General features: G+C 60.2%; 16 protein-coding genes. 1 reads left to right on the top strand and 15 read right to left on the bottom strand.

Features of this window, described 5'->3' with window-relative positions; translation table 11 throughout:
• Positions 1–117: 117 nt before the first annotated feature.
• Genes J1G37_RS13635 through J1G37_RS13665 form a run of 7 tightly spaced genes read right to left on the bottom strand, consistent with a single transcriptional unit; the run spans position 118 to position 9,012 of the window.
• Positions 118–1,170 (bottom strand): type VI secretion system ImpA family N-terminal domain-containing protein, encoded by a 1,053-nt coding sequence (locus J1G37_RS13635; protein ID WP_207042419.1) that lies wholly within the window; start codon positions 1,168–1,170, stop codon positions 118–120.
• Between the two features lie 10 nt (positions 1,171–1,180).
• On the bottom strand, positions 1,181–1,591 hold the full coding sequence (gene tssE / locus J1G37_RS13640) for a type VI secretion system baseplate subunit TssE (protein WP_207042420.1): 411 nt from the start codon (positions 1,589–1,591) through the stop codon (positions 1,181–1,183).
• A 3-nt stretch (positions 1,592–1,594) separates the two neighbouring features.
• Complete coding sequence (gene tssJ / locus J1G37_RS13645) at positions 1,595–2,122, bottom strand: type VI secretion system lipoprotein TssJ (protein WP_207042421.1); 528 nt, start codon at positions 2,120–2,122, stop codon at positions 1,595–1,597.
• Positions 2,103–3,191, bottom strand: a complete 1,089-nt coding sequence (gene tssG, locus J1G37_RS13650; RefSeq protein ID WP_207042423.1) for a type VI secretion system baseplate subunit TssG — start codon at positions 3,189–3,191, stop codon at positions 2,103–2,105. The genes tssJ and tssG overlap by 20 nt, the downstream gene beginning before the upstream one ends.
• Positions 3,155–4,924 carry a type VI secretion system baseplate subunit TssF gene (tssF, locus tag J1G37_RS13655; protein WP_207042428.1) on the bottom strand — a complete coding sequence of 590 codons (1,770 nt, stop codon included), beginning with the start codon at positions 4,922–4,924 and terminating at the stop codon, positions 3,155–3,157. The genes tssG and tssF overlap by 37 nt, the downstream gene beginning before the upstream one ends.
• Before the next feature lie 24 nt (positions 4,925–4,948).
• The gene (tssA, locus tag J1G37_RS13660) at positions 4,949–6,514 is read right to left on the bottom strand and encodes a type VI secretion system protein TssA (RefSeq protein WP_207042438.1); all 1,566 of its coding nucleotides are present in this window, start codon (positions 6,512–6,514) and stop codon (positions 4,949–4,951) included.
• Positions 6,511–9,012, bottom strand: coding sequence for an ImcF-related family protein (locus J1G37_RS13665; RefSeq protein WP_242551574.1), 2,502 nt, complete (start codon positions 9,010–9,012; stop codon positions 6,511–6,513). Before J1G37_RS13665 ends, tssA begins: the two co-directional genes overlap by 4 nt.
• 327 nt (positions 9,013–9,339) lie before the next feature.
• Between J1G37_RS13665 and J1G37_RS29000 the strand changes: the two genes are divergently transcribed.
• Positions 9,340–9,849 (top strand): hypothetical protein, encoded by a 510-nt coding sequence (locus J1G37_RS29000; protein ID WP_242551575.1) that lies wholly within the window; start codon positions 9,340–9,342, stop codon positions 9,847–9,849.
• Here J1G37_RS29000 and J1G37_RS13670 read toward each other — a convergent pair.
• From J1G37_RS13670 to tssH, 8 genes are all read right to left on the bottom strand, one after another.
• A complete protein-coding gene (locus J1G37_RS13670; protein ID WP_242551576.1) occupies positions 9,835–10,890 on the bottom strand; it encodes a hypothetical protein in 1,056 nt (351 codons plus the stop codon). The genes J1G37_RS29000 and J1G37_RS13670 overlap by 15 nt on opposite strands.
• A 65-nt stretch (positions 10,891–10,955) precedes the next feature.
• Positions 10,956–11,273, bottom strand: coding sequence for a PAAR domain-containing protein (locus J1G37_RS13675; protein WP_347402345.1), 318 nt, complete (start codon positions 11,271–11,273; stop codon positions 10,956–10,958).
• Between the two features lie 19 nt (positions 11,274–11,292).
• On the bottom strand, positions 11,293–11,556 hold the full coding sequence (locus J1G37_RS13680; protein WP_207042447.1) for a hypothetical protein: 264 nt from the start codon (positions 11,554–11,556) through the stop codon (positions 11,293–11,295).
• 38 nt (positions 11,557–11,594) lie between these two features.
• On the bottom strand, positions 11,595–11,849 hold the full coding sequence (locus J1G37_RS13685; protein WP_207042449.1) for a hypothetical protein: 255 nt from the start codon (positions 11,847–11,849) through the stop codon (positions 11,595–11,597).
• A 502-nt stretch (positions 11,850–12,351) separates the two neighbouring features.
• Positions 12,352–13,143 carry a hypothetical protein gene (locus J1G37_RS13690; protein WP_207042451.1) on the bottom strand — a complete coding sequence of 264 codons (792 nt, stop codon included), beginning with the start codon at positions 13,141–13,143 and terminating at the stop codon, positions 12,352–12,354.
• Positions 13,140–15,782: a hypothetical protein gene (locus J1G37_RS13695; protein WP_207042453.1), complete on the bottom strand. Its 2,643-nt coding sequence runs from the start codon at positions 15,780–15,782 to the stop codon at positions 13,140–13,142. The genes J1G37_RS13690 and J1G37_RS13695 overlap by 4 nt, the downstream gene beginning before the upstream one ends.
• 31 nt (positions 15,783–15,813) lie before the next feature.
• Positions 15,814–18,177: a type VI secretion system Vgr family protein gene (vgrG, locus tag J1G37_RS13700; protein ID WP_207042455.1), complete on the bottom strand. Its 2,364-nt coding sequence runs from the start codon at positions 18,175–18,177 to the stop codon at positions 15,814–15,816.
• Positions 18,178–18,179: 2 nt separating this feature from the next.
• The gene (gene tssH / locus J1G37_RS13705; protein ID WP_207042463.1) at positions 18,180–20,810 is read right to left on the bottom strand and encodes a type VI secretion system ATPase TssH; all 2,631 of its coding nucleotides are present in this window, start codon (positions 20,808–20,810) and stop codon (positions 18,180–18,182) included.
• Positions 20,811–20,814 lie beyond the last annotated feature (4 nt).

Raw genomic sequence — 20,814 nt, forward strand, 5'->3', positions numbered from 1 at the left:
TGCGGACGCAGCCGGGCGCCTGAAAGGGCTTCCGGTAGGGGTGAAAAACTAAGGGATTTGGCGGGAGGGAGGTGACATGGGAAGCGGGGACAAGGGGAAATCGGTGCAACGCCGAGGTTATTCGCACGCCCCCACCTGCGGCACCAGCTGGATATCCACACGCCGATTGGCCGCGCGCCCGGCCTCGGTTTGGTTGCTCGCAATCGGTTGGCTCGCGGCCAGCCCCTGCACCGCAAAGCAGCTGTCGGCGAGGTCGCCCATGCGTTGCATCCAGTCCCGCACCGCCACGGCGCGGGCGTGGGACAGGGCCAGGTTGTGCTCAAGCGCACCGCTCCCATCGGTATGCCCGGCAATGACGATCAACCAGCCCGGCCGGGCCTTGATGCCGACGAGGGCGTTGATCAGGACCTTGGTCGAGCCAGGCGTGAGGGTTGAGCTGCCGCCTTCGAACAGCGCCAGGCTGTCCAGCCGGATCGGTTCGGGCGTCGGGGTTTCAGTCGCTGCCTGCGTGCGCCATAGCTGCCATCCCGCCCCCATCGCGATAGCGAGCGCGCCGGCGCACAGCCACAAACCCCGACGCGACGTGCGCGTGACTGAGGCCGGAGGCGGCAGTATCACCACCGGCGCCAAGGGTATTTCGCCTGGGGCGGGCGGTTGTTCCAAGCGTTGGCTCATCTGGCTGATGTACTGACGCAGCGCTGCCAATTTCAATAACGGCGCACTGAGCTGAGGAGACAAGCGCGCCTGCAAGCGCGCCAGTTCTGCGTCCAGCTGCACCAGCACGGCAACGCTTGGCGACGTCACCGCGTGGCTGCGCAACAGCAGGTGCAGATGCTCGAACAGCCACTCCAGCAGCCCCACGCGCACCGTGGCCATCGGCGGCCAAACCCGTGACCATTCACCGCTCAGCGCCGTGATCAACACCACGCCTTGGAGGACGCCCTCGGGCCCGTATCGCTGGCCGCGCGCCAGGGTGTAGAAGCACGCGCTATTGAGCTCCACGCCATGTTCCTGGAACAGCGCCAGGCAGCCTTGCTCGACTTTTGCCCAGTCCACATCCGGCCGGGCAGGATGGCCGAGCTTCGCCATCTCGCTGTGCAAGGCCGTGAATTCAGCGCAGTGGCGTGGGTCGCCACCGACCTGGATATGCATTTCAAACAGTGCCGTCATTCGACCTTCCCTATCGGTTGAGCGTGACGTTGCCCGCTGGCGCCAGGGTGGTGCCGACACTCATGTGCTGTCCGTCCTTCAATTGCAGCTCCATGGCGTATTCAAGATGCCCCGGCAGCACCTGGGGCAGCAACTCAATGGCGAGCGCCGCCAGGCGCGGTTCATACTTGAGCAAGGTGTCGTGCATGATCCCCATCAGGCTGTGGGCCGTGGCGGGCAGGCCTTGCAGGATCAGGCCCATGTCCGGCAGGCCGTAGTCGGGCAAATGGCTGAGCGCACCTGCGCGGCTGTTGAGGATGCGTTGCAGGTTGTCCAGGACGGACAGGCTGTACTGGTCGGCTTCGCTGGCGTGATGCAGGGGCAACTCACCGGCAAAATTCTGCAACAGCAACTCGTACAGCGAAGGGTTGGCTTCGCCCATGGCTCAGTCCTCCGCCAAGGGGCGCAGGGTCAAGCGGTTATCCGCCAGTTCGATCACCCGTGGCCGGTCAGGGTCCAGGTCGGCGCGGGCCAGTGTCAGGCGCCAGCTGTTTGTGCGGGTATCCGGGCTGCGAAACAGCGCCACCACCGTGACGAACTGTGCCTCCTTGTCCATGGGCACGCTGAGCGGCGCACCCGCTTCGGGCTTGACCACCACCGTGCGTTTGTCCAGCAACGCGCCTGCCAGCAGTTGCGCGTCATCGCCCAGCAGGCGGTCGTAGGTCGCTTGCGCCACGGCGGTGTCGTCACGCAATTGGTACACCCGCACCAGGGTCGGCACCGACAAGGCATTCATGTCACCGCCGTCGGTGTTCAAGATCGTGCGTGCAGTGAAATCCAGGTGCAGGGTTTTCACCTGCTTGTAGAAAATCGCCTGGGTGGTGGCGGCCGTGCCGTCGGCCACGGTCTGGACCAGCCCACAGCCACCAAGGGGTAGCGCAAGCATCATCAGGCTAAAAAGAGTACGCGACATGCTGAGTCTCCCGCTTGCAAGGGTTTATCGACAGGCCCTGGTAGCGGCCCATATTGATGGTCAGGCGCTGCTGCTCTGGCGCTTGCCAGGCATCGGCGCCCAGGCCCAGCACAGCGGTCATGCCCAGCCGGATTGGCGCGTGCCCCAGCACCGGTACCGGCAAGCTGCGCAGTGGCAGGGTCAGTTGCAGCTTCGCCGTACAGCGCCACCCCAGGTAGACGCGCAGCAGCACCAGCAGATCCTTGTGCAACGGGCCCGCAGGCAACCAGTCACGCGCTTCCTGCGGGTCGTCGCAGTTGAGCTCCAGCCGCAACTGGCTGTTGGCATCGCGGCCAACACGGCCCAGGGGGGCTTGCTGGGTCAGGCGCACCGGGCGCTGCGGGCAAAGACTTGCGGGCCACGCCAGCACGATGTCCTGGGGCCAATGCGCGGTGACGTGCACCCGGGTGTTGGGGGCCAGCAACTTGACCAACGCACGGATGCCTTCGGCATTGCGCGTGGGCAGGCGCATCACGCTGAGCAAGGCCAGGAAACGCGAGAGCGGCGTGCCGATCTGTTCGGCGGTGCCGGGAATGCCCAGGCCGATAAGCCCCAGCAGGCACTGTGAGGTCGCGTCAACGCCACCCGCTTCAAAGGTGGCCGGGTAGGAGTACTTGCGCCAGATCCGATAGAACTGGGTGAAGATGCGGTGGTTGAACATATCCAGGAAGGCTTCCAGCGCCTCATGCCCTTCACGGCGTTGGGCAATGTCATCCAGATAGGTGCCCGGCAGGGGCGAATCCACTCCGTACAAGCCGAGCAGGCGGGTGCGCACCGTGGCCGGGCCTTCGGTAGCGGTTTCAATCCCCCGCAACTCGCCGCCGGGAAAACCCATGCCGGGGTCGGGCCGAAAGCGCACCGCGTCATCGCCCGGATGCGTCGTACTGCCCAGGGGCGGATGGCCGGGCAAGGCCTGCTCCAGCAACTGGCAAAACCGGTACAGGTTGGCTTCGGCCACCGGCCCGCGCAGCAGCTGCAGCAAACCGCTGGCGGTCAGCCGGGAATACGTTGATTGTGGTTCTCGTTCCATCGCAGGCACTTTCCGGTGGGTTGCAGGACCAGCGTGAGCTGGGTGTACAGGTGCACATCCGCGTAGAGCGCAAAAAAGCGGTTGAGCATTTCGCCAAACAGGCTGATGTCGCCCTCCCCTGAAAAGCCGTTGGCATCCAAGACGATTTCGATATCCACGCCGCGTAGCAGGAAGCCCTTTTCAAAGCGCTGCACCAGGTGATGGCGGACCTCGGCAATTGCCGCCAGGCGTCGTCGATTCAGCTCGCTGCCCGTCCAGTCATAGAGCGCCAGCGTGCCACGCAGCACTTCGGCGTTGTCGAGCATCGGCAGGAAGTTCGAACCCAGGTGGCTGAGCACCCGCCAGTGGAACCGGTCGCGGTTCGGCGGGTAGCAGGGCATGGTCGGCGCACACAGGTTGTGCACGCGCACGCCGGCCTGGGTGGATTGCACCACGGTGTCGAGCAAGGTGCTTTGCAGGGCCTTGCGGGGCAGTTGGCCGTGGGTGCCGGTAAGGCGCAACGACAGGCTTTTGTGGGCCAGCAAACGGTCCTTGTCGAAGCCCTCGCCGCCGAGGATCAGCCAGGTGTCGTGCAGGCCATTGGGCGCACGCTTGAGGCGCGCATGGAAATACCGCTCGGGCGCTTCGTCGCGCAACATGCCGCCCTTGTGCCGAAAGCTGGTGAACGGCACGTAGTCCTCGCGCTCGGCGTTTTCCGAGACGGTGACCCGATCCACCGAATAGATTTCCGTGTGGCCGTCCTGGATTCGCATGGGACGCAGCAGGTAGTCGGTTTGCAGCGGCGCCAGGGTCAGCGGGTCCGCTTCCAGCGTAAACAGATTGATCACCGGCACGGCGTGCAGGCGGATATGTTCGCTGTTCAGCTCGAACGTCGCTGGCCAAGGCTCGCGCAACACCACTTCAAGCTCGAACCAGGCAATGTCCGGGGCGATCTGCAGTTGCTCCAGCCCGCACAGGGTCACGAACATGAACTTCTCGCGAAAGGCGAAGTACTCCAACAACAACTGGTAACCGCTGAAGGCGCTGTCGCCCTTGGGCCACAACCGGTCCTCATCGGCAAAACCCTTGGGGCTGAAATGCCCCGCCAGCGGTTGACGTTCGGTCTGGCCCGGCCAACGCACATACAACCCTTGGACATTGAGGGTCAGCGCCTGATGCAGCGCGCTGGCCAGCGGCGCGTCGGCGTTGAGGTACAACGGCAGGCAGCTCAGGTCGATCTGGCTCCAGTCGCTTTGCGGCCCACAGGCAAACCGCAGGCGCAGGCGTGAGCGGCCGTCGGCGTCGTAGCCGCGCCCGACTGCCGTCAGGGCCAGCGGCCGCAGGGTCAGGTCCTGGGTGGTGGTGTAGCGACAACGGGTACGTTGCGGTCCGATCGGCTGCGACAGGACTTCAAAGCCCTGGGCGATGGACTCACTGCGCTTCATCTGTTCCAGTTCGGGCACCAGTTCGATCACCGACAACGACGGAATTGTGCGCAGGTAATGCGGCCACAACAGGCTGACCAGGCCTTCGGTCAGTTCTGGAAGATCGTCGTCGAGCTTTTCCCGCAGGCGCCCCATCAAGAACGCGAAGCCTTCGAACAGGCGCTCCACGTAAGGGTCCTGCGCGCCCGGCCGATCCAGGTTGAGCTGCGCCGCCCGGTCGGGAAACGCGTCGGCGAACTCCTTGCCTGCCTCGCGCAGGTAGCGCATCTCGGCGTCGAAGTAGCGCAGTGTCAGATTGTCCATGTCCATCGCTATCCTCCTGATTGTTGACGTTCAGCCACACAGCACGGCGGCGCGTACCGGGTCGATGACCACCAGCGCCGCCAGCAAGGCTTCCATCCGGCGGGCCAGGCCGGGTTTGTCGGCGTCGTTGCGCTGGGCTTTGATGCGCAGCAGTTTGAGCAGCCGCGCCTTGACCTCGAACTGCAGCTCGGGCTCCCACTCGGCCAGGGCCTGGCGTTGCGCGGTGGCATCCAGTTCGCCCAGCAGGTGGATGGCCAGGTCGCCCTTGCCGTGTTGCTCGGCGACACGCGCCATCAACAGCCGCAGCAACCAGCGCTGGCGCCCGGTGTTGACGCCAGGACGCGCCGCCAGCCAAGCCAGGGCCTGGTCCACGCCGTCGCTGTCAGCCTGGGTCAGTGCTTCGCTCTCCAGCAGCAGGATGTCGGCGGCGTCCGTCGTTGGCGCGACGGGTGCAACCGGAAGCCAGGCCTGGGGGCGATTGCCGCAGACGTGCTGGGCGATCCACTCGCGGGTGGTCTCATCGGCGAACGGGCTGGCGTCGCTCCAGCGCAGGTCTTCCAACCCCGGCAGGCGCTCAAGGAACATGCCCAGGTCACGCTTGGCAATCTCCGCCCAGCCATCCTGGGGCGGCGGTTGCCGGCTCAGGGCCTGGTACAGGTACCATTGCAGGTCGAGCCAGAAATGGTTCACGCCCTCGGCGTAGATCCGCTCGACCTGATCGAGCAGCTCGCTCCAGCCCTGTTGCAGGTACAGGCGCTTGAGCTGGGCACGATAGTCCCCCCGCGGCGGCGCCAGGCGGGTGTTGCCATTGGACTCTTGCGGGGGCGCTTGATGCACTGTGTCCCAGCGCAGGCTTTTCATCAGGCGGTGGGCGGCCAGCCAGCCCTGGGGTTGCTCGCGCAGGTAACCCGCCAAGGCGCGGCCGCTGTCTAGCAGGTCTCGGCCAGACCGGATCATCGGCGCGGGCGCCGCCGGGCTGGCGCTGTTCTGCGGCACCAGTGCGTCCATGCCACCGGACTGCGCCAGGCGGGCGGTCAACGCCGCATAGAGCGGGCCCAGCATCGGCCGCTGCGCCTGCGGCCACGCACTCACGCCCCGCTCCAGCCAGGCCAACGCCGCGGCGGTACGGCTGGCCTCGGCCTTGACCACTTCCGGGTACAGCAACAGCGTGTCCAGCACCTTGGCGCTGGCCAGCCATTCCAGTGCCAGCTTGCGGCTGTTGGCGCGCGTGGGCAGCACCTCGGTACCGAAACGTTCCACCAGTGCCGCCAGCAAACAGAGACCGTCGGCGAGCCCTGCTTCGCCGCCCTGCTGCAAGCGCGCCCACAAGTAGTACGTGGCCACGCGCAGGTCCTTGCAGTGGTGGAGCAACAAGTTCTGCGCCAGCTCGGCAACCTGTTCGGCATCCGCCCCCGAGAGCTTGTTGACCTCTTCGCGCATGCGTTGGAAGTCGTCGTTATAGGCCGGGTCTTCGCCAACGGCGCAGCCGGCGTTGATCGGCAACAACCAAGGTTGCCAATGGCCCGCCTCGGCCTGAGCGATGGACAACGCATCACGCTCACCCAGGCAGCGTTCGATCAGGCTTCGCAGGTTCATGGCACGCTCCCGTTTTGCGCATAGGGCGTGTCCATCCCTTGCTCGCCGAGAAAGATCTGCCGGGGCAATTTGAACCCTCGCAGCTTGAGCAGTACCAATGGCCCTGCCTGCAGTTCGGTGCGCAGATGCCAGACCAGATTCAAGCCATCCGGCGCCTTGAGCACCACGCGGTAGCGGCTGTCGGCATCGTCCAGCGGCGTGACCTGGGCTTTTTCCAACAGGCGCAGCAGGCCCCAGGTGCCGGGGTAGTCACCAAACAAACGCTCGCCGGTGTGCACACTGGTCCAGCTCAGGCTGGCGCCGGGATAGTCACCGTGCCCAGGCCAATTGAAGCGCTGCCAGCTTTGCTTTTGGTTGAAATAATCATGTGTCTCGCCATTGAGGATGAAGCGGGTTTGCACCACATCGCGCACCGGTTTGCCTTGCAGCTCAAAGCGCAGGCCCATGCCGCCGTCGGTGTAGAGCACGTCGGCCAGATCGCTGAGTTGGTTGATCGCACTGAGGAACTGCGGGTTGAAACGCAGGCCCTGGCTGTGGCGCGAATCGGCCAGCCAGCGGTTGCCCTCTTTACGTAATACGCCGCTCAATTGCTGCTGCAAGAACTGTTCGATGCGCCCGGAATCGGCGCGGATCATCTGGCCGAGCATGGGCAAGGACGCGTCGCTGGCAGTGGCCGCAAACGGATAGCGGCTGGCAAAGGCGCTGTCCCAATGATTGACGATGGAGCGTTGCCATTGACTGTTGAGCCCGGCAGCCGAGGGTTGCAGCACACGCTGCCAGGCCTGCTCAAGCGGCTGCACAAACAAGGTTTGCGCCACACCGCCCCACTGCGCACCAAGGCTGGCGGCCAGCAGGCTGCCGTAGGACTGGGTGTCGGTGAGGTCGATGCTGCGGCCCTGAAACACGCTTTGTGCCAACGTTTGGGTCATTTCCAGCGGATCAGATGCAGTGCTGACTTGTTGCAGTTTCAGGCGTACCCGGGTCACGCGGGTGAGGAAGCTTTGCAGGCTCAAGCCGTCGTCGTTGCGCTTGTCGAGCAGCGCCAGGAGCGGGCCGAAGGTGGCGTCCAGCGGGCTGCTGGGGACATCGGCCATTTGGTCGATCCGCGGCGCGTTGTCCTGCCCGATCAGCTTTTGTGCGGACTTCACCAATGAGTCAGCCAACGCCTGGGTTCGCGCGCCCGCCTGCCCCTGGTAAGCGAGGGTGTTCATCAACGCAATCAGCGGCGACTGACGCACATCGCTCATCAGCGTCAGTTGGTCGATCACCTCATCAAGACTATCCGCCGCCTGCCAGCGCAGGCTGTTGAGCATGTCCAGCCAGGCGCTGGCGTAGTCCTGGAAGTAACGCTCGGTGAGACGCTCGCGCAGTTGCGCCGGGCTCAATCGAGTGTCGAGGTCAGCGGGGTGGTCACTGAGCACCCAGTCGATCTCCTCACGCCGTGCCTCGGCGACCCTGTCGATGGCATCGCGCACCTGCCCTTCCCAGGCCTGGCGGGTGAAAACGCCGGGCACGCTGGCGTCGGTGGCGAACAGCGCGAAGGCATCGGTGTCGCCCACCAGTTGGTGCAGGCCCAATGCGGGATAGTGATGGGCGGCATCATCGAGGACTTGCTGGTAGAGGCTCGTCTCGGCATTGCGTTGGCCCAGCTGGAGCAGCAAAAGCTGCCGGACTTGCGCGACCAGCCGCGGGTCGAGCGGGATACGCCAGGATGGATTGGCGGGCAGGTGCTCGGCATAGAACGGGCGCAGGCTGGGTGGTGTGCCTAGGCGTGCGGGGTCAAGTGCGTTGAGGGTTTTGAGCAAGAATGTGGCGTCGGTTTTTTCGGGGCGCGCCATCATCAGGTAGGCCTTGAGTTGGGCGTAGGCGTCCTTTTTGTCCGGTGCCGGTTTGAGCAGCGCAGTGAGTTGCTGGTGCAGGGTGGCGGCCAAGGGATCGCGGATCAGGCGGTTGTTGGCTTCGACGTAGTGAGGCCAGAGGGTTTCCAGCAGTGGTTGATTTTGATCGAGGCCGAAACGTTGATACCAAGGCGTGCCATGGGCGGCGCGGTAGTCCAGGCGGGCTAGTTCGTGGACCAGATCGTTGAGGGCTAGCAGTTGGGCGTCGCCTTGGGGGGTGTTTTGCAGGGTGTGGAGAACGGTTTGTGCGCGGGTGATCTGCGTGCGGTTGTGGGTGAAGGACAGGAGTAGGCCTGCGGTCCACAGTAGGGTCAGGGATAGGGTCAGGGTGTAGGTGATTCGGGTAGCGCTCCAACCCAGGCGGCGTTTTGCCGGTTTGTCGTTGACAATGCCTTGCCAGGCTGGAGGAGCGGGCCAGACGTGTTTAGGGCAGTTTTCGATAGGCGGGATCGGTTGGCTGAACCATAGCCCGCGTAGCGGTGTACCCTGGGAGAATTTGTCTAACAGCGGTGCGAGCGTTTGGCACCAACGGGTAACTCCTTCCACCTGCAGGTCGCGGGAAAGGCGCAATAAAAAATCGTGGTTCATATCATCGTGCATGTTTGCCAATCCTGCGCGGCGCAAGGGCGACAGCAAGTCTTCCAAACAGCCCTGCAACACCTGGACATCAAGGGGTATCGGCAGCAGACACCCCACCGCTTGTAAGGTGCGCACATCCTCAAGCCAGTGGCTATTACGAACCTGCCAAAAATGCAACGGCAACTGCCAATTCAAACTACGAGCCAATTGCTGCAACTGTTGGGCACCTACGCTCATCAAAACGTCTTCAGCACAAAGCACGTGGTCTAGTGCCCAGATGACCCCGTCCAACGCGCACCAGCGGCTCAACCCAGTCCAATGCAGAGGGAACGACTTTTGCAATTCTGCTTGAGCACGACCGCCCCACAACAGGACGGTATCCTGGCCTTCCAGCCAACGTTGCACGCCAAGATTGGGGGCGATAGCTTCAATGTGGTCGGGCTCACCCACAACCAACATCAGACGTACCCTTCGACGCCAGAAAAAACCATAACGAGCCTGCAAGTGCTTTTTCAACCGGTCGACACACTGCGCACTCTGCGCGTCAAGGCGCTGAGCGACCGCAGCTTGTTCGGGCTCGGGCAAGTCGTCTGCCGCCTGTCGCCGATAAACCGAGCGCCCCAACTGATGGCCCAGAAAATGGTAAGCCATCAAGAACGCCATCAAGAGAAAAGTCATAGCCGCGCTCAGCCACAAACCGGTGGTTTGCCCAACACTACCGGGCCGCATCCCGACTATCTCCGGATAACGCCATATCAACATGCCCAATACCGCACCGACCAACAGCAGTGCGGCCAATACAACCACCAACCAAACAATCCGTCGAAACTGCATCCGAAAGTCCTACTTCGAAAATGATCCCATCGGTGTCAAGACCGTGCACCAGAGCCCTTGCGCTCCGTTGCCGTCACCACTAAAGATGAACTGCGATCCGACACCGCACTCAATGGCCTGCGTTGCTGCCGCAATCGCCAGCCAAGCTGATGCCCTGCCTGGATTACCCTGAGAGGTATCCAGGTCGTTAATCCTTTGCTTGTGTGTTGCCTGAATCGGCATTTTTTCCAATACCGAAAACAACTGCGTCCCCCCCTCCGTATCAACCCCCGCTCGCCAAATCTGCTCGATGGATTGCGCATTCAACGGCACCCACTCCAGTGCTTGGCGCGCGGCATAAAACAAAGCATCGGCGTTTGCCTCACGCGCTTGTTCCGGTCGATGCAGGCAGGCCTTACAGGGCAATGCTTGGTACGTCCTGCGATTGGCGAACAAGATCCCAGCCGCCACTTCTGCCTTGCCTTCCGGCTGTTGCGGCATGAACTGAATCGATACCACAAAGAGCAGCGCCTGATCTGCAATGCGATGATCCAGCCAATAGTCCAAGGCATCCAACCCGCTCCCCTGAACGGAAACCACCGACTGCCGAATTCCGGAAAGACTCCACGCTTGTCGCCATGCTTGTCGCGATACGACTTGCGGCAAAGCACTCTCGACTTCGAATAGCACAGCCAATGGCACCTCCCCAGGCACCTGCTCCAGAACCGGTGCGAGGTCAGCAAGTACTTGCGTCAGCGCCTTTTGCAGCCTCAGGCCTGAAGCGTCTTCGATGCTACCCGCGACGAAGTGATGACTTGCAGCCAACACCCATTGAGCACACCGACCACGCCGGAGCTTGTGAGCAAGATCCTCTTCACGCGCCATATCCCAACCATCGGCGACTTGTTGTTGACCCACGTACAAGAAGACACGTCCAAATCCCAACAGACACCAACCAAGCAGTGGAACACCCACTGCCAACCCCAAAAAATTGATCGGGCGCTGATGCAGAAGTTGAGCGCCGAATAAAGACACCCCACCCACACCAAGCAAGAGCAGAAACAGCGGTAATCCTGCAAACCACAACCATCTCCCCGGACGAACGGGTCTGGAAGCCTGTGCAGGTACTTGATCCAACCTGACTGGCATGACTAACGCGCACTCACAGCAGGCAGTGACGAAATCAAGGCGCAGCCGCAAGCACATCGATGTCCATCGAAGGCCACTGGAAGACCGCGGTCACGAAACGCAGGATGGCCCTCGGCAATCACCGTTTGGCCATGACCAGGGATTGGGCAACTTACGACATCGCCTTGCCGCGCCGCGCCTAGGCCTCTGAAAATCATCGTGGTAGAGCCTAATAGGACTGTGCCCCCACTGGTTGTTTTATCGCCGATGCGGATGATGTTTTTCATGGATACTTCCGACCAATAGAAATTAGAGAGTTGACTAGACCAAGCAATAACCATCGATTACATCGCTGGACACTTAGCTTTTACCGAAAATCACTGACTTGCATTGCATCCATCGCTTGATTTCCATCCCGCCCCCTAAATACGAAACCTTGCACCAGCCTGCCGTTGAGTCTTCAAGCATCACCTTGTCCCCTTTTATCAAGTACATGCCTTTAGGATCTTGCACGGAGGGTTCCACATCACCCCCATATAGAAACGCTTTTTCTTGAACCACACCAACTACCGAGACAGACGCACATATAAAATCAAACAACAGAGAGCGCACAGCACCAGCCACCGCCCTCCTTTCCTTATAGGGGTATACGCAACCACCTTTCACATGCATATCAAGCAAGTTCCCGCCCAAGCCCCCAAAAAAAAACGAGAAAGTTTTTCATCTTTAACAAGTCGTCCGGCTTGAGCCCTAATCACAGCCACATCGTGAATATCGCTTACAGCATCCCAAGACATCGGCGCCTCAACGCTATGAACTACAAACAGAACCTTCTCACTTGCATCAGCAACAGAAAAAGCAAACACATCATTGATCACTCCCTTTGTCCCGGCATATGGAAGATCATAAACAAGCATCCGCGCCTCAGATTTAGACACTCAGTAAATTGCAATACCATCTGGGTCTCGCGACAGCTGTCCTTATTTCTCCTGTGGCATTTCCACGTATACAAAGCATGCAACAACTCCGTTAAACTCTACTGGTCGATATGCAAGCCCACTGCCAATGCCAGCACATAAGTGCTCACCCCCAATTGCAGGAAGCGCCCAAGCACAGAAAAAGAAAAACAATAGAAGTTTCAACATCTTTTACGCTCACGCCTTCAGCAACGAAAGAAAACCTGCGCAACACCTCTCTCTTATTACTATCGCTCAGACAGACCAGCCAACCCCACTTTTACAGATCAAGCGCCAACTGCAACTGGAGCACCTTAAAAACTTTCGAGCACTCCACTACCGACATCATGCTTCCTGAATCTCAAAAACACAAAACAGCCTACAAACCAATTGAAATAGCACTCTAAAAAGCTGTGGATTAATATCTACAGCGAACCCAGCACTCCAACCTCACGGCATTAAATCAACCAAAATCACACCCACCAACATCGCTACATTTCAACCACCCCTCAGGGCTGGAATCTTCTGAAAACCTGAATTCAACCCATTCCTGCCCGCGTACACTCTCAACATTCAAAAAAGTAACTTTATCTCCCACCTTCAAATATCTATCAGTTGGCACCGCAGCCTCTGGTGAGGAAAAAATCCACGCCCTCTGCGACTTCACTTCAGCGACAAATGGAACTCTCCCCTCGAAATCCATATTGTCAGACACTAAGAAGCTGAAAAAGGAACTATCATGCCGGTAAGCTCTGCGCGTCACCTCTCCGCACCCAACACAGCTGTCCGAGCGTTCAATAAAAAACTTTCCATCTCGGAAAAAATAGGCATCCTCAACCCATACAGCGCCATTTTTATAAGCGCTAATAACGCGGCCATTCTCAACCCTGTAATTGCACAACTCACCCCCAGAAAATAATAACTCACCTAGAGATCTATCCCGCTCCATATAAGTCAACACCTTGTAGCAGGCATTAACACCTCGGCTTTCCAGACGAAAAAACACCTCCGCCACACCATCACCCGTTAGGTCTTCAACATACACATCCTCGTACATCTCAAAAATATCGCGCATGAATTTTTTTGATGGGGACACTGCAAACGTTTCTCCCTTTTCGGAAACAGACAACAAGAGCGGCACAGGGCTAATCACGTCAATGACTGGCAACTCTACTCGTCCATAGCTTGCACATGAAAAAACATAAAAACATACGGCTCCGCAAACTCTAAATGCATACGTTACAACCGGCTTCATAACAGCCTCCACTCTTTCCGAATAGCCTCATATATTTTCACACGCTCATGCAGCCCGTTGTCACCGCCATTCACTGCGCGAGTTATAAGCTGAACGTTATCAGGCTCATGATTTATCAAAATATTAATATCACCCCGCGCATCATGCTTCTTGCTAACAGCTCCGCTATATCGCCAATACCAGCACGACACGTCTATTGCATTGAACATACTTTCAGCTAGCGCTTCCGGGCCCTCTACGAAATCAACCCCTCTGTAACTAGAGTAGGCCGCATAGTTATTCTTCCACGTCAACTGAATCAACCCTCTACCTTTGTACTTCGGCCCATCACCAACCTTTGTATTTCCGTTAGCCACTGCGCCAGCATGCCGCCCAGGGTCATACTGCATCCCGGAACCAAACTCAACTGTCGTTTCGAAGGCAGCAGACTCATGAAAACATTGCGAAACAAAGTGTGCCTGCTGATGCGCCGTTACAATCCCGTAACGTTCAAGCGCCTCATTCAGCTCACTAACAAACTTGGCTTTATCGTAGTTATATATTCGCGGATACTTTTCTTTAAATACTTCAGCAAACGTACGACCTCCGCCTTTTCCGGAGAACCAACCGCCGGACTTACCAGTTATCCTCTCTAATAGGTCTACTGTGATTCTTCGTCTGTCTGTGTAGAACTTCCCCAGCAACCCCACCGGATGCAAATGATAAACCTGCCCATGCCCCGGCAGCCCAACCCCAGCCGCGACTTCATCCCACCAACTCATCGCATTGATCCGCCCCTTCTCCGCCACCCAATTCAACTGCGGTGTCGAGCCGTTATGACCCAATATCTCGTCCAGCCCATCCCACCTACTCGGGGTATGGCGCCACTCGCTTTCATAAAAGATGATCAGTTGTGCCAGTGACTGTGCATGCGCTGGTAACACCATCGCGGCCTGCAACTCTTCGGCGCCCATGCTCCCATCACGGTTGCGGTCGATGATGTCGTAGAGCCGCGTCTTGAGCGGGCCGCTATCCGCCATGTCTGCCAAGGCACCATGACGTTCGATTTGCTCAGGGTTTAAACGGTTTGCCACCCGGAGAAAGGAGGAAAGGGACTGGCGAGGCGTGTCGTAGTTGAAGATCACCTCGAAGCCGTCCCATGACCAGGGACTGACCCATGGGGTGACGCCGACCTCTTCGCGAACCCAACCGTCCAGCAGGTTACGGTCTGCGTCGTGAAGCAGGCCTTCCAGCCGATACCAGTTGCAAGCCTTGCGACCCGGCATCGCCGCTACCTGGATTTTTTTCTCGGCAGGGAGCCCGTTCAGTAGGGTTTTGGGCACCCATAAATCGGCATCGCTCGCGGTGCTGGCCGCGTTCAGGGTCGGTGGTTGGGTTGCGCTGAAAGACGCTTGATGCGCCACCACAACGCTGCCCTTGGCAAGTTTCAGCCCGGTTTTGCAGGTCGTTGGCAATCGCCCGGCCCAGACGCGGCAATCGTCGATGAACGTTTCAACATCATCACTGCTGAACACTTCCAGATGCAGTTTTTCTTCTGGGTAATCGGCTGCACAGTCTTGATACAGGCCGATGTGCCCCACCAAATCGGCGGCCTTGATGGCGACAGGCGGGTCAAGGACGGTGATGCGATCCGCTACTGGTTCGCGTGCCCCCTCCAAGGAATCGAAGTGAACATACTGATTCACACGCTCCAATTTGCGGAAGGTGCCCTCACCGCTGACACAGACTTCCGTGCCCTGGGGCAAGCGCATCAGGACGCGGCTATTGGCACTCGCTTCGGCCCGGACATTCAGTGAACTGGCTTTGACCCGATACTCTCCCCCACCAAACGGAACCAGATACTCATGGGCAACATAACCTTGCAGGCGACCCTCCGCGTCTTTCAGCACCTCAGGCCCATCGCTGCCCTCCAACTTACGGTATTCCCCCTCGCCGCCGACCATCACCTCCGCGCCCCGAAGCAGCATGGCCAGCGCCTTGCCACGCCGAGTCTGGCCGTAAACATTCAGACCTTGCTGACCGGGATAATCGGCATGGACATCACTTACCGTGACCTTGACCCGGCGCGTCTGCGCTTCGGGCCAGAACCCTGGCCGCGCGATAGCTGAATCCGTCTGGTACACCGCCCAGTCGCGCAAGTGCATATATAGGCTGTAGAAGACCAGGTTTGGTGGGGTATCTGGGTTACCCTCGATTTTTGGTGCTTCAAGGCAGTGGCGAACCAACACGAAGTTGCGTGAAAACGGCTTTTGTACGGTCAGTTTTTCAAAGAAGTAGGTCGTGGTGGGCGAGTGCTGATCGATACGATAAGCCACGACCTCACCATCGGCCAGGCAATGCACCCCGGATTGATCCAGAGTTCCTGCGGTGCCGCCGTCGAAATGCACGCCGCCGTGCCACAAACCGTTGCGGCCCACGGGGTAGTAACCCGCTGCGGCCTTGGCCAGTTGGGTCAATTGAAGAATCGGATGGGTTTTATCCTTGAAGGGATGGCTCCAGTTCTTCAGTGGCAACGGTGTTGACGAGCGCGCATCTGACTGAGTAGAGCGACTCTCTGCAGTGGGCAAGTCGGGCAAGTAAATCGGTGTGTTTCGAGCGGGGTTGAAGAGCTCGAAAAACCGGGAAAACAAGTTGGCCATAAGGTGGTTCACTCCTGGTTTCGCAAAGGGATCAGCCAGAGAAACCCGTAAGCCCGGAGGACACGGATTTATGCTCGGTCAGTTGAGGGGGCTGAGGTATGTCCAGCGACTGCCGAGCAGGCTCCAGAAACTGGAAGTCCGCAGCCTTGATATTGAAGTCGCCTCGAGTGCCGGATTCGATGCTGCTTTGATTCAGGGTGATGTAACTGCCGCCAGCATTCAGAGTGATTTTCTTCTTGGCAGTGATACGGATTTCGTCATCTGTGCTGGTGATGTCTATTCCATGACGCGCGATCAGTTCCAGCCTGTCGTTCTGTGCCTGAACACGCACAGGGCCTGCGTTGGCAATCAACTTGATACCCACCTTGCGCACAAACAGACTGACGCCCTGCCCCACCCCGATAAACAGCCGTTTGAGCACACTGATATCCGCCTCGGCTCCGGCGTTGACCATCAGGTTGTGCTGCGCAGCCAGCTGCAAGTGCTGCCCACTGGTCAGGGCGACACCTTCGGGGGCGCTGAGCAGCAACACGGACGATTGCAGTTGTTCCAGGTCTTGCTTGAGCAAGTTCAATTGCGCTTGCACATCGGCGGGGTCGGCACTCGCGGCGCTGGCATCAGCAGACAATCCCTCCAACTGCTCACCTGCTTGCTGCAGACGCGCCACCGCCGCGCTCATTTCCAGCATCTGCCCCTGCGCCTTGGGCTGGCCATCGGCACTGATGAAAATGCCGTTGCCAGCACGCACCGCTGCATGCCCGTCAGTGCGCAACTCCGCACCCTGCCCTCGCGGTTGGCGCTGGCCATCCACCAAATGCCCCAAATTCAACTGGCTCTTGCCACTGTGCTCCGTACTCAACTTGACGTGCTCCTGCCCCCGCGTGTCGTCCATGCGCAACTTATTGTTGGCCGGGGTGCGCAGCACGTTGCGTTTGTAGTTGCGCAGGGTCACGTGGTCCACATGCTGGCTGTCATGCAGGGCGTGGGCGATGTAGGGGCGGTCCGGGTCGCCTTGTTCGAAGGCGATGGCGACTTCGGTGCCGGGGATCAGGGGCAGGTGCAGGCCGTGGGTGTCGCCGGCGTAGGGGCGTGCCAGGCGTAGCCAGAGACTTTCTTCGCCGGGTTTCCAGGTATCGCGGTCGAACCGGAAGCTCACGCGGTAGCGGCCTTCGAGGTCGATATGGGCGTAGGGGTCGTTCGCCTGGGGGCTGGTGACGCGGGCCGGGACGGTGCCGGAGATTTGCGGTTTGTCTGTTGGGGCTGGGCGAAAGCAGACGGTTTCTGAATAGGGAATCGCTTCGAATGTGGCTTCGAAGCTGCTGTCGCGCGCGGCCTTGGTGGTCAGGCGGGTAATGACTGCGCCGGGCTTGAAGGCCTGGAGCGCGCCGCCGCTGATCTTGAGGACCTGCCCCGGCGCAAGGGTGGCGCTGCTGCTGATTCCACTCAAAAGCGTTTGCTGGTTCAGGTACTGCTCGTGGCGCAGGCGTGCGTAGAAGTAGCCGCTTTCACTTGGCAAGTCTTCGTTTTCATCCAGCCTATTGCCGAGGACCGTGAAGGGTTCGGCGTAGTGGTAGGCATCGCCGTAGGTGGTGGTGGCGCCACGGCTGTGGTCGATCTCGCCGTTGAGCTGGGCGCTGGCGTCACGATGGTGGTAGGCGCGCACGCTGACGTGTTGCTCTACGACCTGGTGGCTGGATTGCAACGCCCACACACCGTCCTGCCCGCTGCTGCCGAGCCCGGATTGCGGGCGATGTGGCAGCTCAACGTCGAACTGATAACCGCGCTGGCTATCGAAAAACTCAACGACATCGATGCGCAGGCGTTCGTCGCTGGTGAAGCGATACCAGATGCCCACATCGGCCAGCAATCGGCTGATGAAGGCCAGATCGCTTTCGCCGTATTGCATGACGTGTTCGCGCCGGGGGTAGTCGCGCTTGAGGTTGAACAGGAAGTCCTGGCCTTCAAAACCGTGGCGGGTGCGCAGGATGTGTTCGACGATTTCGGGCACGGATTGGTGTTGGTAGATACGGAACTGGCGGCCGCGTTCAAGCAGGGCGATTCGGGGTTGTAGGGTGAGTGTGTAGGTGGCCTGGTCGTTGGAGCCGGACTGGCGCGCGAAGTGGGTGACCACGCCGTGCAGGGTGCGCAACGGTTTGATCTTGGGTGGGGTGACGTTCAACAACGGCAGCGTTTGTGGTGGGGCGTGCAGGCTGAAGCTGGCCGTTTTGCCAAGCATGGAGTCGGCGGCGAGGTCGAGGTCGGGGCTGGTGAATTCAACGCAGTAAGTGAATGGCTGGCTGAGCTGTTCATTGCCTTCAAAGGCCAAGACGTCAAGCTGCGCTGCAACCTTGCTCACCCACACTGTGTGCCGGCTGTGATCGAAGAAAACACTCATCTTCAGGCCTCCATGACGGCGGTTTGAGATTCGGGATCGCCATCGGTGAAGCTCAGGCTGATGCCGTCTGCTTCGCTGTATTCCAGGCATACGCTTTGGCAGCGCTGTTGCGCCGCCCGCCTTTCCAGCAGTTGCTGGCTGAGTACGGGCAGGATCTGCTCGTTGAGCAGGCTGTCGATGTTGCGTGCCCCCGTGTCCGGCAGCAGGCAGGCGGCAACCAGGGCGTCGTTGAGTGAGTCGCCGAGCCGGCAGTCGAGGTCGTAGTGCACGCGCAGACGCTTGGCCACCTGGGCCAGCTTGAGCGCTACGATGCGTTTGAGGGCGTCGGCTTGCAGCGGGCGATAGATCAAGGTCTGGAACCGTGCGAGCAACGCCGGCTGGAAGTGCTCCCGCAGGATTGGCCGCAGTTGTTCGTGCAGCACGCTGTCGGGGGCGTCGGGTTGGGCGTGCAAGCAGTTGTGCAGCAAATCGCTGCCGAGGTTGGAGGTCATGAGGATGACGGTGTTGCGAAAGTCGATCTCGCGCCCTTCGCCATCGCGCATGAAGCCGCGATCAAACACTTGATAGAACAGGTTGAGCACGTCGCGGTGGGCCTTTTCGACTTCGTCCAGCAGCACGACACTGTAGGGCCGCTGCCGCACGGCTTCGGTCAGGACACCGCCCTTGCCGTAGCCGACGTAACCGGGCGGCGAGCCTTTGAGTTGGCTGACGGTGTGGGCTTCCTGATACTCGGAAAAGTTGAGGGTGATCAGTGATTTTTCACCGCCGAACAGGCTGTCGGCGAGGGCCAGGGCGGTTTCGGTTTTACCCACGCCGCTGGTGCCCACCAACAGGAATACCCCCAGCGGCGCATGCTCCTGGGTCAGCACGGTCTTGGCCGCGCGCAGCCGTTGTGCCAGTGCGTTGAGCGCTGGGGCCTGGCCGATCACGCGTTGCGCCAATTGTTGTTCCAGCGCCAAGAGGTGGGTTTGTTCGTCCTTGAGCAGGCTGCCCAGCGGAACCCCGGTCCAATCGGCAACGACGTGCGCCACGCTGCGCACATCGACATCCAATGACAGCAACGGCTGAGCGCCTTGAATACTGTGCAGTTGTTGTTGCAACTGCGCACATGTGTCCCGCTGCAACGGCTGCGCTTGGCGCGCTTCAAGCAGTTGCTTGATCAGGGCGAGTTCTTGGCGGTGTTGCTGTTCCAGTGCGGTGTACTCACGTTGCAAATCAGCAGACTGCGCGTCAATCAATGCCAGGCGTTCATCGACGCTCTCGCCACTTAGGGCCTGGTCTTGCTCCAGTGCCTGGCGCTCCAACTCCAATGCCATGCAACGGGCGTGCAGACGCACAAGCGCTTGCGGCTCACAGTCCAGGCTCATGCGCACACGGGCGCTGGCGGTATCCAGCAGGTCCACCGCCTTGTCCGGCAGTTGACGCCCAGTCAGGTAGCGCCGCGACAGGCTCACCGCAGCCTGCACCGCCGCGTCCTGGATATGCACGCCATGATGGCTGGCGTAGCGCAACTTCAGGCCGCGCAGCATCAGGCTGGCGTTGGCGTCGTCCGGCTCATCGACCTTGACCATTTGGAAGCGTCTTTCGAGGGCCGCGTCGCGCTCGAAGTACTGCTTGTATTCACTCCAGGTGGTCGCGGCGATGGTGCGCAATTCGCCACGGGCCAAGGCCGGCTTGAGCAGATTGGCTGCGTCGGCACCGCCGGCCTGGTTGCCGGCGCCGATCAGGGTATGGGCCTCGTCAATAAACAACAGCACGGGGATCTCGGACTGTTGCACGGCATCGATGACGTTTTTCAGGCGTTGCTCGAACTCACCTTTGACACCGGCGCCTGCTTGCAACAAGCCCAGGTCCAGGGTGCGTACGCAGACTGATTTGAGGCTGTCAGGCACGCGCCCCTGGGCTATGTTCAAGGCCAGGCCTTCCACCAAGGCCGTTTTGCCAACCCCGGGTTCGCCCACCAGCAGCGGGTTGTTTTTCCGCCGCCGGCTCAGGATGTCGATGACCTGGCGGATTTCTTCGTCACGGCCAAACACCGGGTCGATCTTGCCTTGTGCAGCCTTGGCGGTGAGGTCTTGGGTGAACCGGTCGAGCGTTGCCTGCCCCGCGGTACTTTGCGGCGGCTCAATGGCTAGCGGTTCAGTGACACCCTTCAACTCGGGGCGCTCCTCAGACGTTTGGTCCAGCAGCACCATCAAGCACTGCAGTTGCGCCTGACTGAGACTGAGCAATGGCCATGCGGCTTCGCATGCCAACAGGCTGGGCGTTTCCATCAAGGCCCCCAGCAGGTGCGCCGAGCGCAGGCTGTCGTTGTTGTCGTCGAGCGAGGCGCGCAGCCAGGCATTCCTGATCAATTGCTGTAAAGGCTCGGACAACTGCGGCTTGCCCTGCATGCTGCGTGGCAGGCTGTCGAGGTGTTCAAGCAAGCCATGCCACAGCGCGTCCATATCCCATTCGTAACGCCGCGCGATGACGGTCAGGTCGCCCTCCCCCTGGCCCAGCAGCTTGAGCAGCCAGTGCTCGATGGTGATCTGCGCGTGCGCACTGCCGTGGCACAACGAGGCTGCCGCACTCAACGCCTGGGCACAGTAGGGATTGAGTCGTCGCAGCAAACGGGTGGAGTGATGAGCCATACAA

The sequence above is a fragment of the Pseudomonas sp. Marseille-Q1929 genome, from assembly GCF_017316265.1.
In the GTDB taxonomy this organism is placed as follows: domain Bacteria; phylum Pseudomonadota; class Gammaproteobacteria; order Pseudomonadales; family Pseudomonadaceae; genus Aquipseudomonas.

Bases quoted from the DNA above. Each gene is read 5' to 3' on its own strand.
- J1G37_RS13690 (WP_207042451.1), bottom strand. From the start codon at position 13,143: ATGAAGCCGGTTGTAACGTATGCATTTAGAGTTTGCGGAGCCGTATGT.
- J1G37_RS13635 (WP_207042419.1), bottom strand. From the start codon at position 1,170: ATGACGGCACTGTTTGAAATGCATATCCAGGTCGGTGGCGACCCACGC.
- tssJ (WP_207042421.1), bottom strand. From the start codon at position 2,122: ATGTCGCGTACTCTTTTTAGCCTGATGATGCTTGCGCTACCCCTTGGT.
- J1G37_RS13695 (WP_207042453.1), bottom strand. From the start codon at position 15,782: ATGGCCAACTTGTTTTCCCGGTTTTTCGAGCTCTTCAACCCCGCTCGA.
- tssH (WP_207042463.1), bottom strand. From the start codon at position 20,810: ATGGCTCATCACTCCACCCGTTTGCTGCGACGACTCAATCCCTACTGT.
- tssG (WP_207042423.1), bottom strand. From the start codon at position 3,191: ATGGAACGAGAACCACAATCAACGTATTCCCGGCTGACCGCCAGCGGT.
- J1G37_RS13685 (WP_207042449.1), bottom strand. From the start codon at position 11,849: ATGCTTGTTTATGATCTTCCATATGCCGGGACAAAGGGAGTGATCAAT.
- vgrG (WP_207042455.1), bottom strand. From the start codon at position 18,177: ATGAGTGTTTTCTTCGATCACAGCCGGCACACAGTGTGGGTGAGCAAG.
- tssE (WP_207042420.1), bottom strand. From the start codon at position 1,591: ATGGGCGAAGCCAACCCTTCGCTGTACGAGTTGCTGTTGCAGAATTTT.
- tssF (WP_207042428.1), bottom strand. From the start codon at position 4,924: ATGGACATGGACAATCTGACACTGCGCTACTTCGACGCCGAGATGCGC.
- J1G37_RS13665 (WP_242551574.1), bottom strand. From the start codon at position 9,012: ATGCACGATGATATGAACCACGATTTTTTATTGCGCCTTTCCCGCGAC.
- tssA (WP_207042438.1), bottom strand. From the start codon at position 6,514: ATGAACCTGCGAAGCCTGATCGAACGCTGCCTGGGTGAGCGTGATGCG.
- J1G37_RS13675 (WP_347402345.1), bottom strand. From the start codon at position 11,273: ATGGTTATTGCTTGGTCTAGTCAACTCTCTAATTTCTATTGGTCGGAA.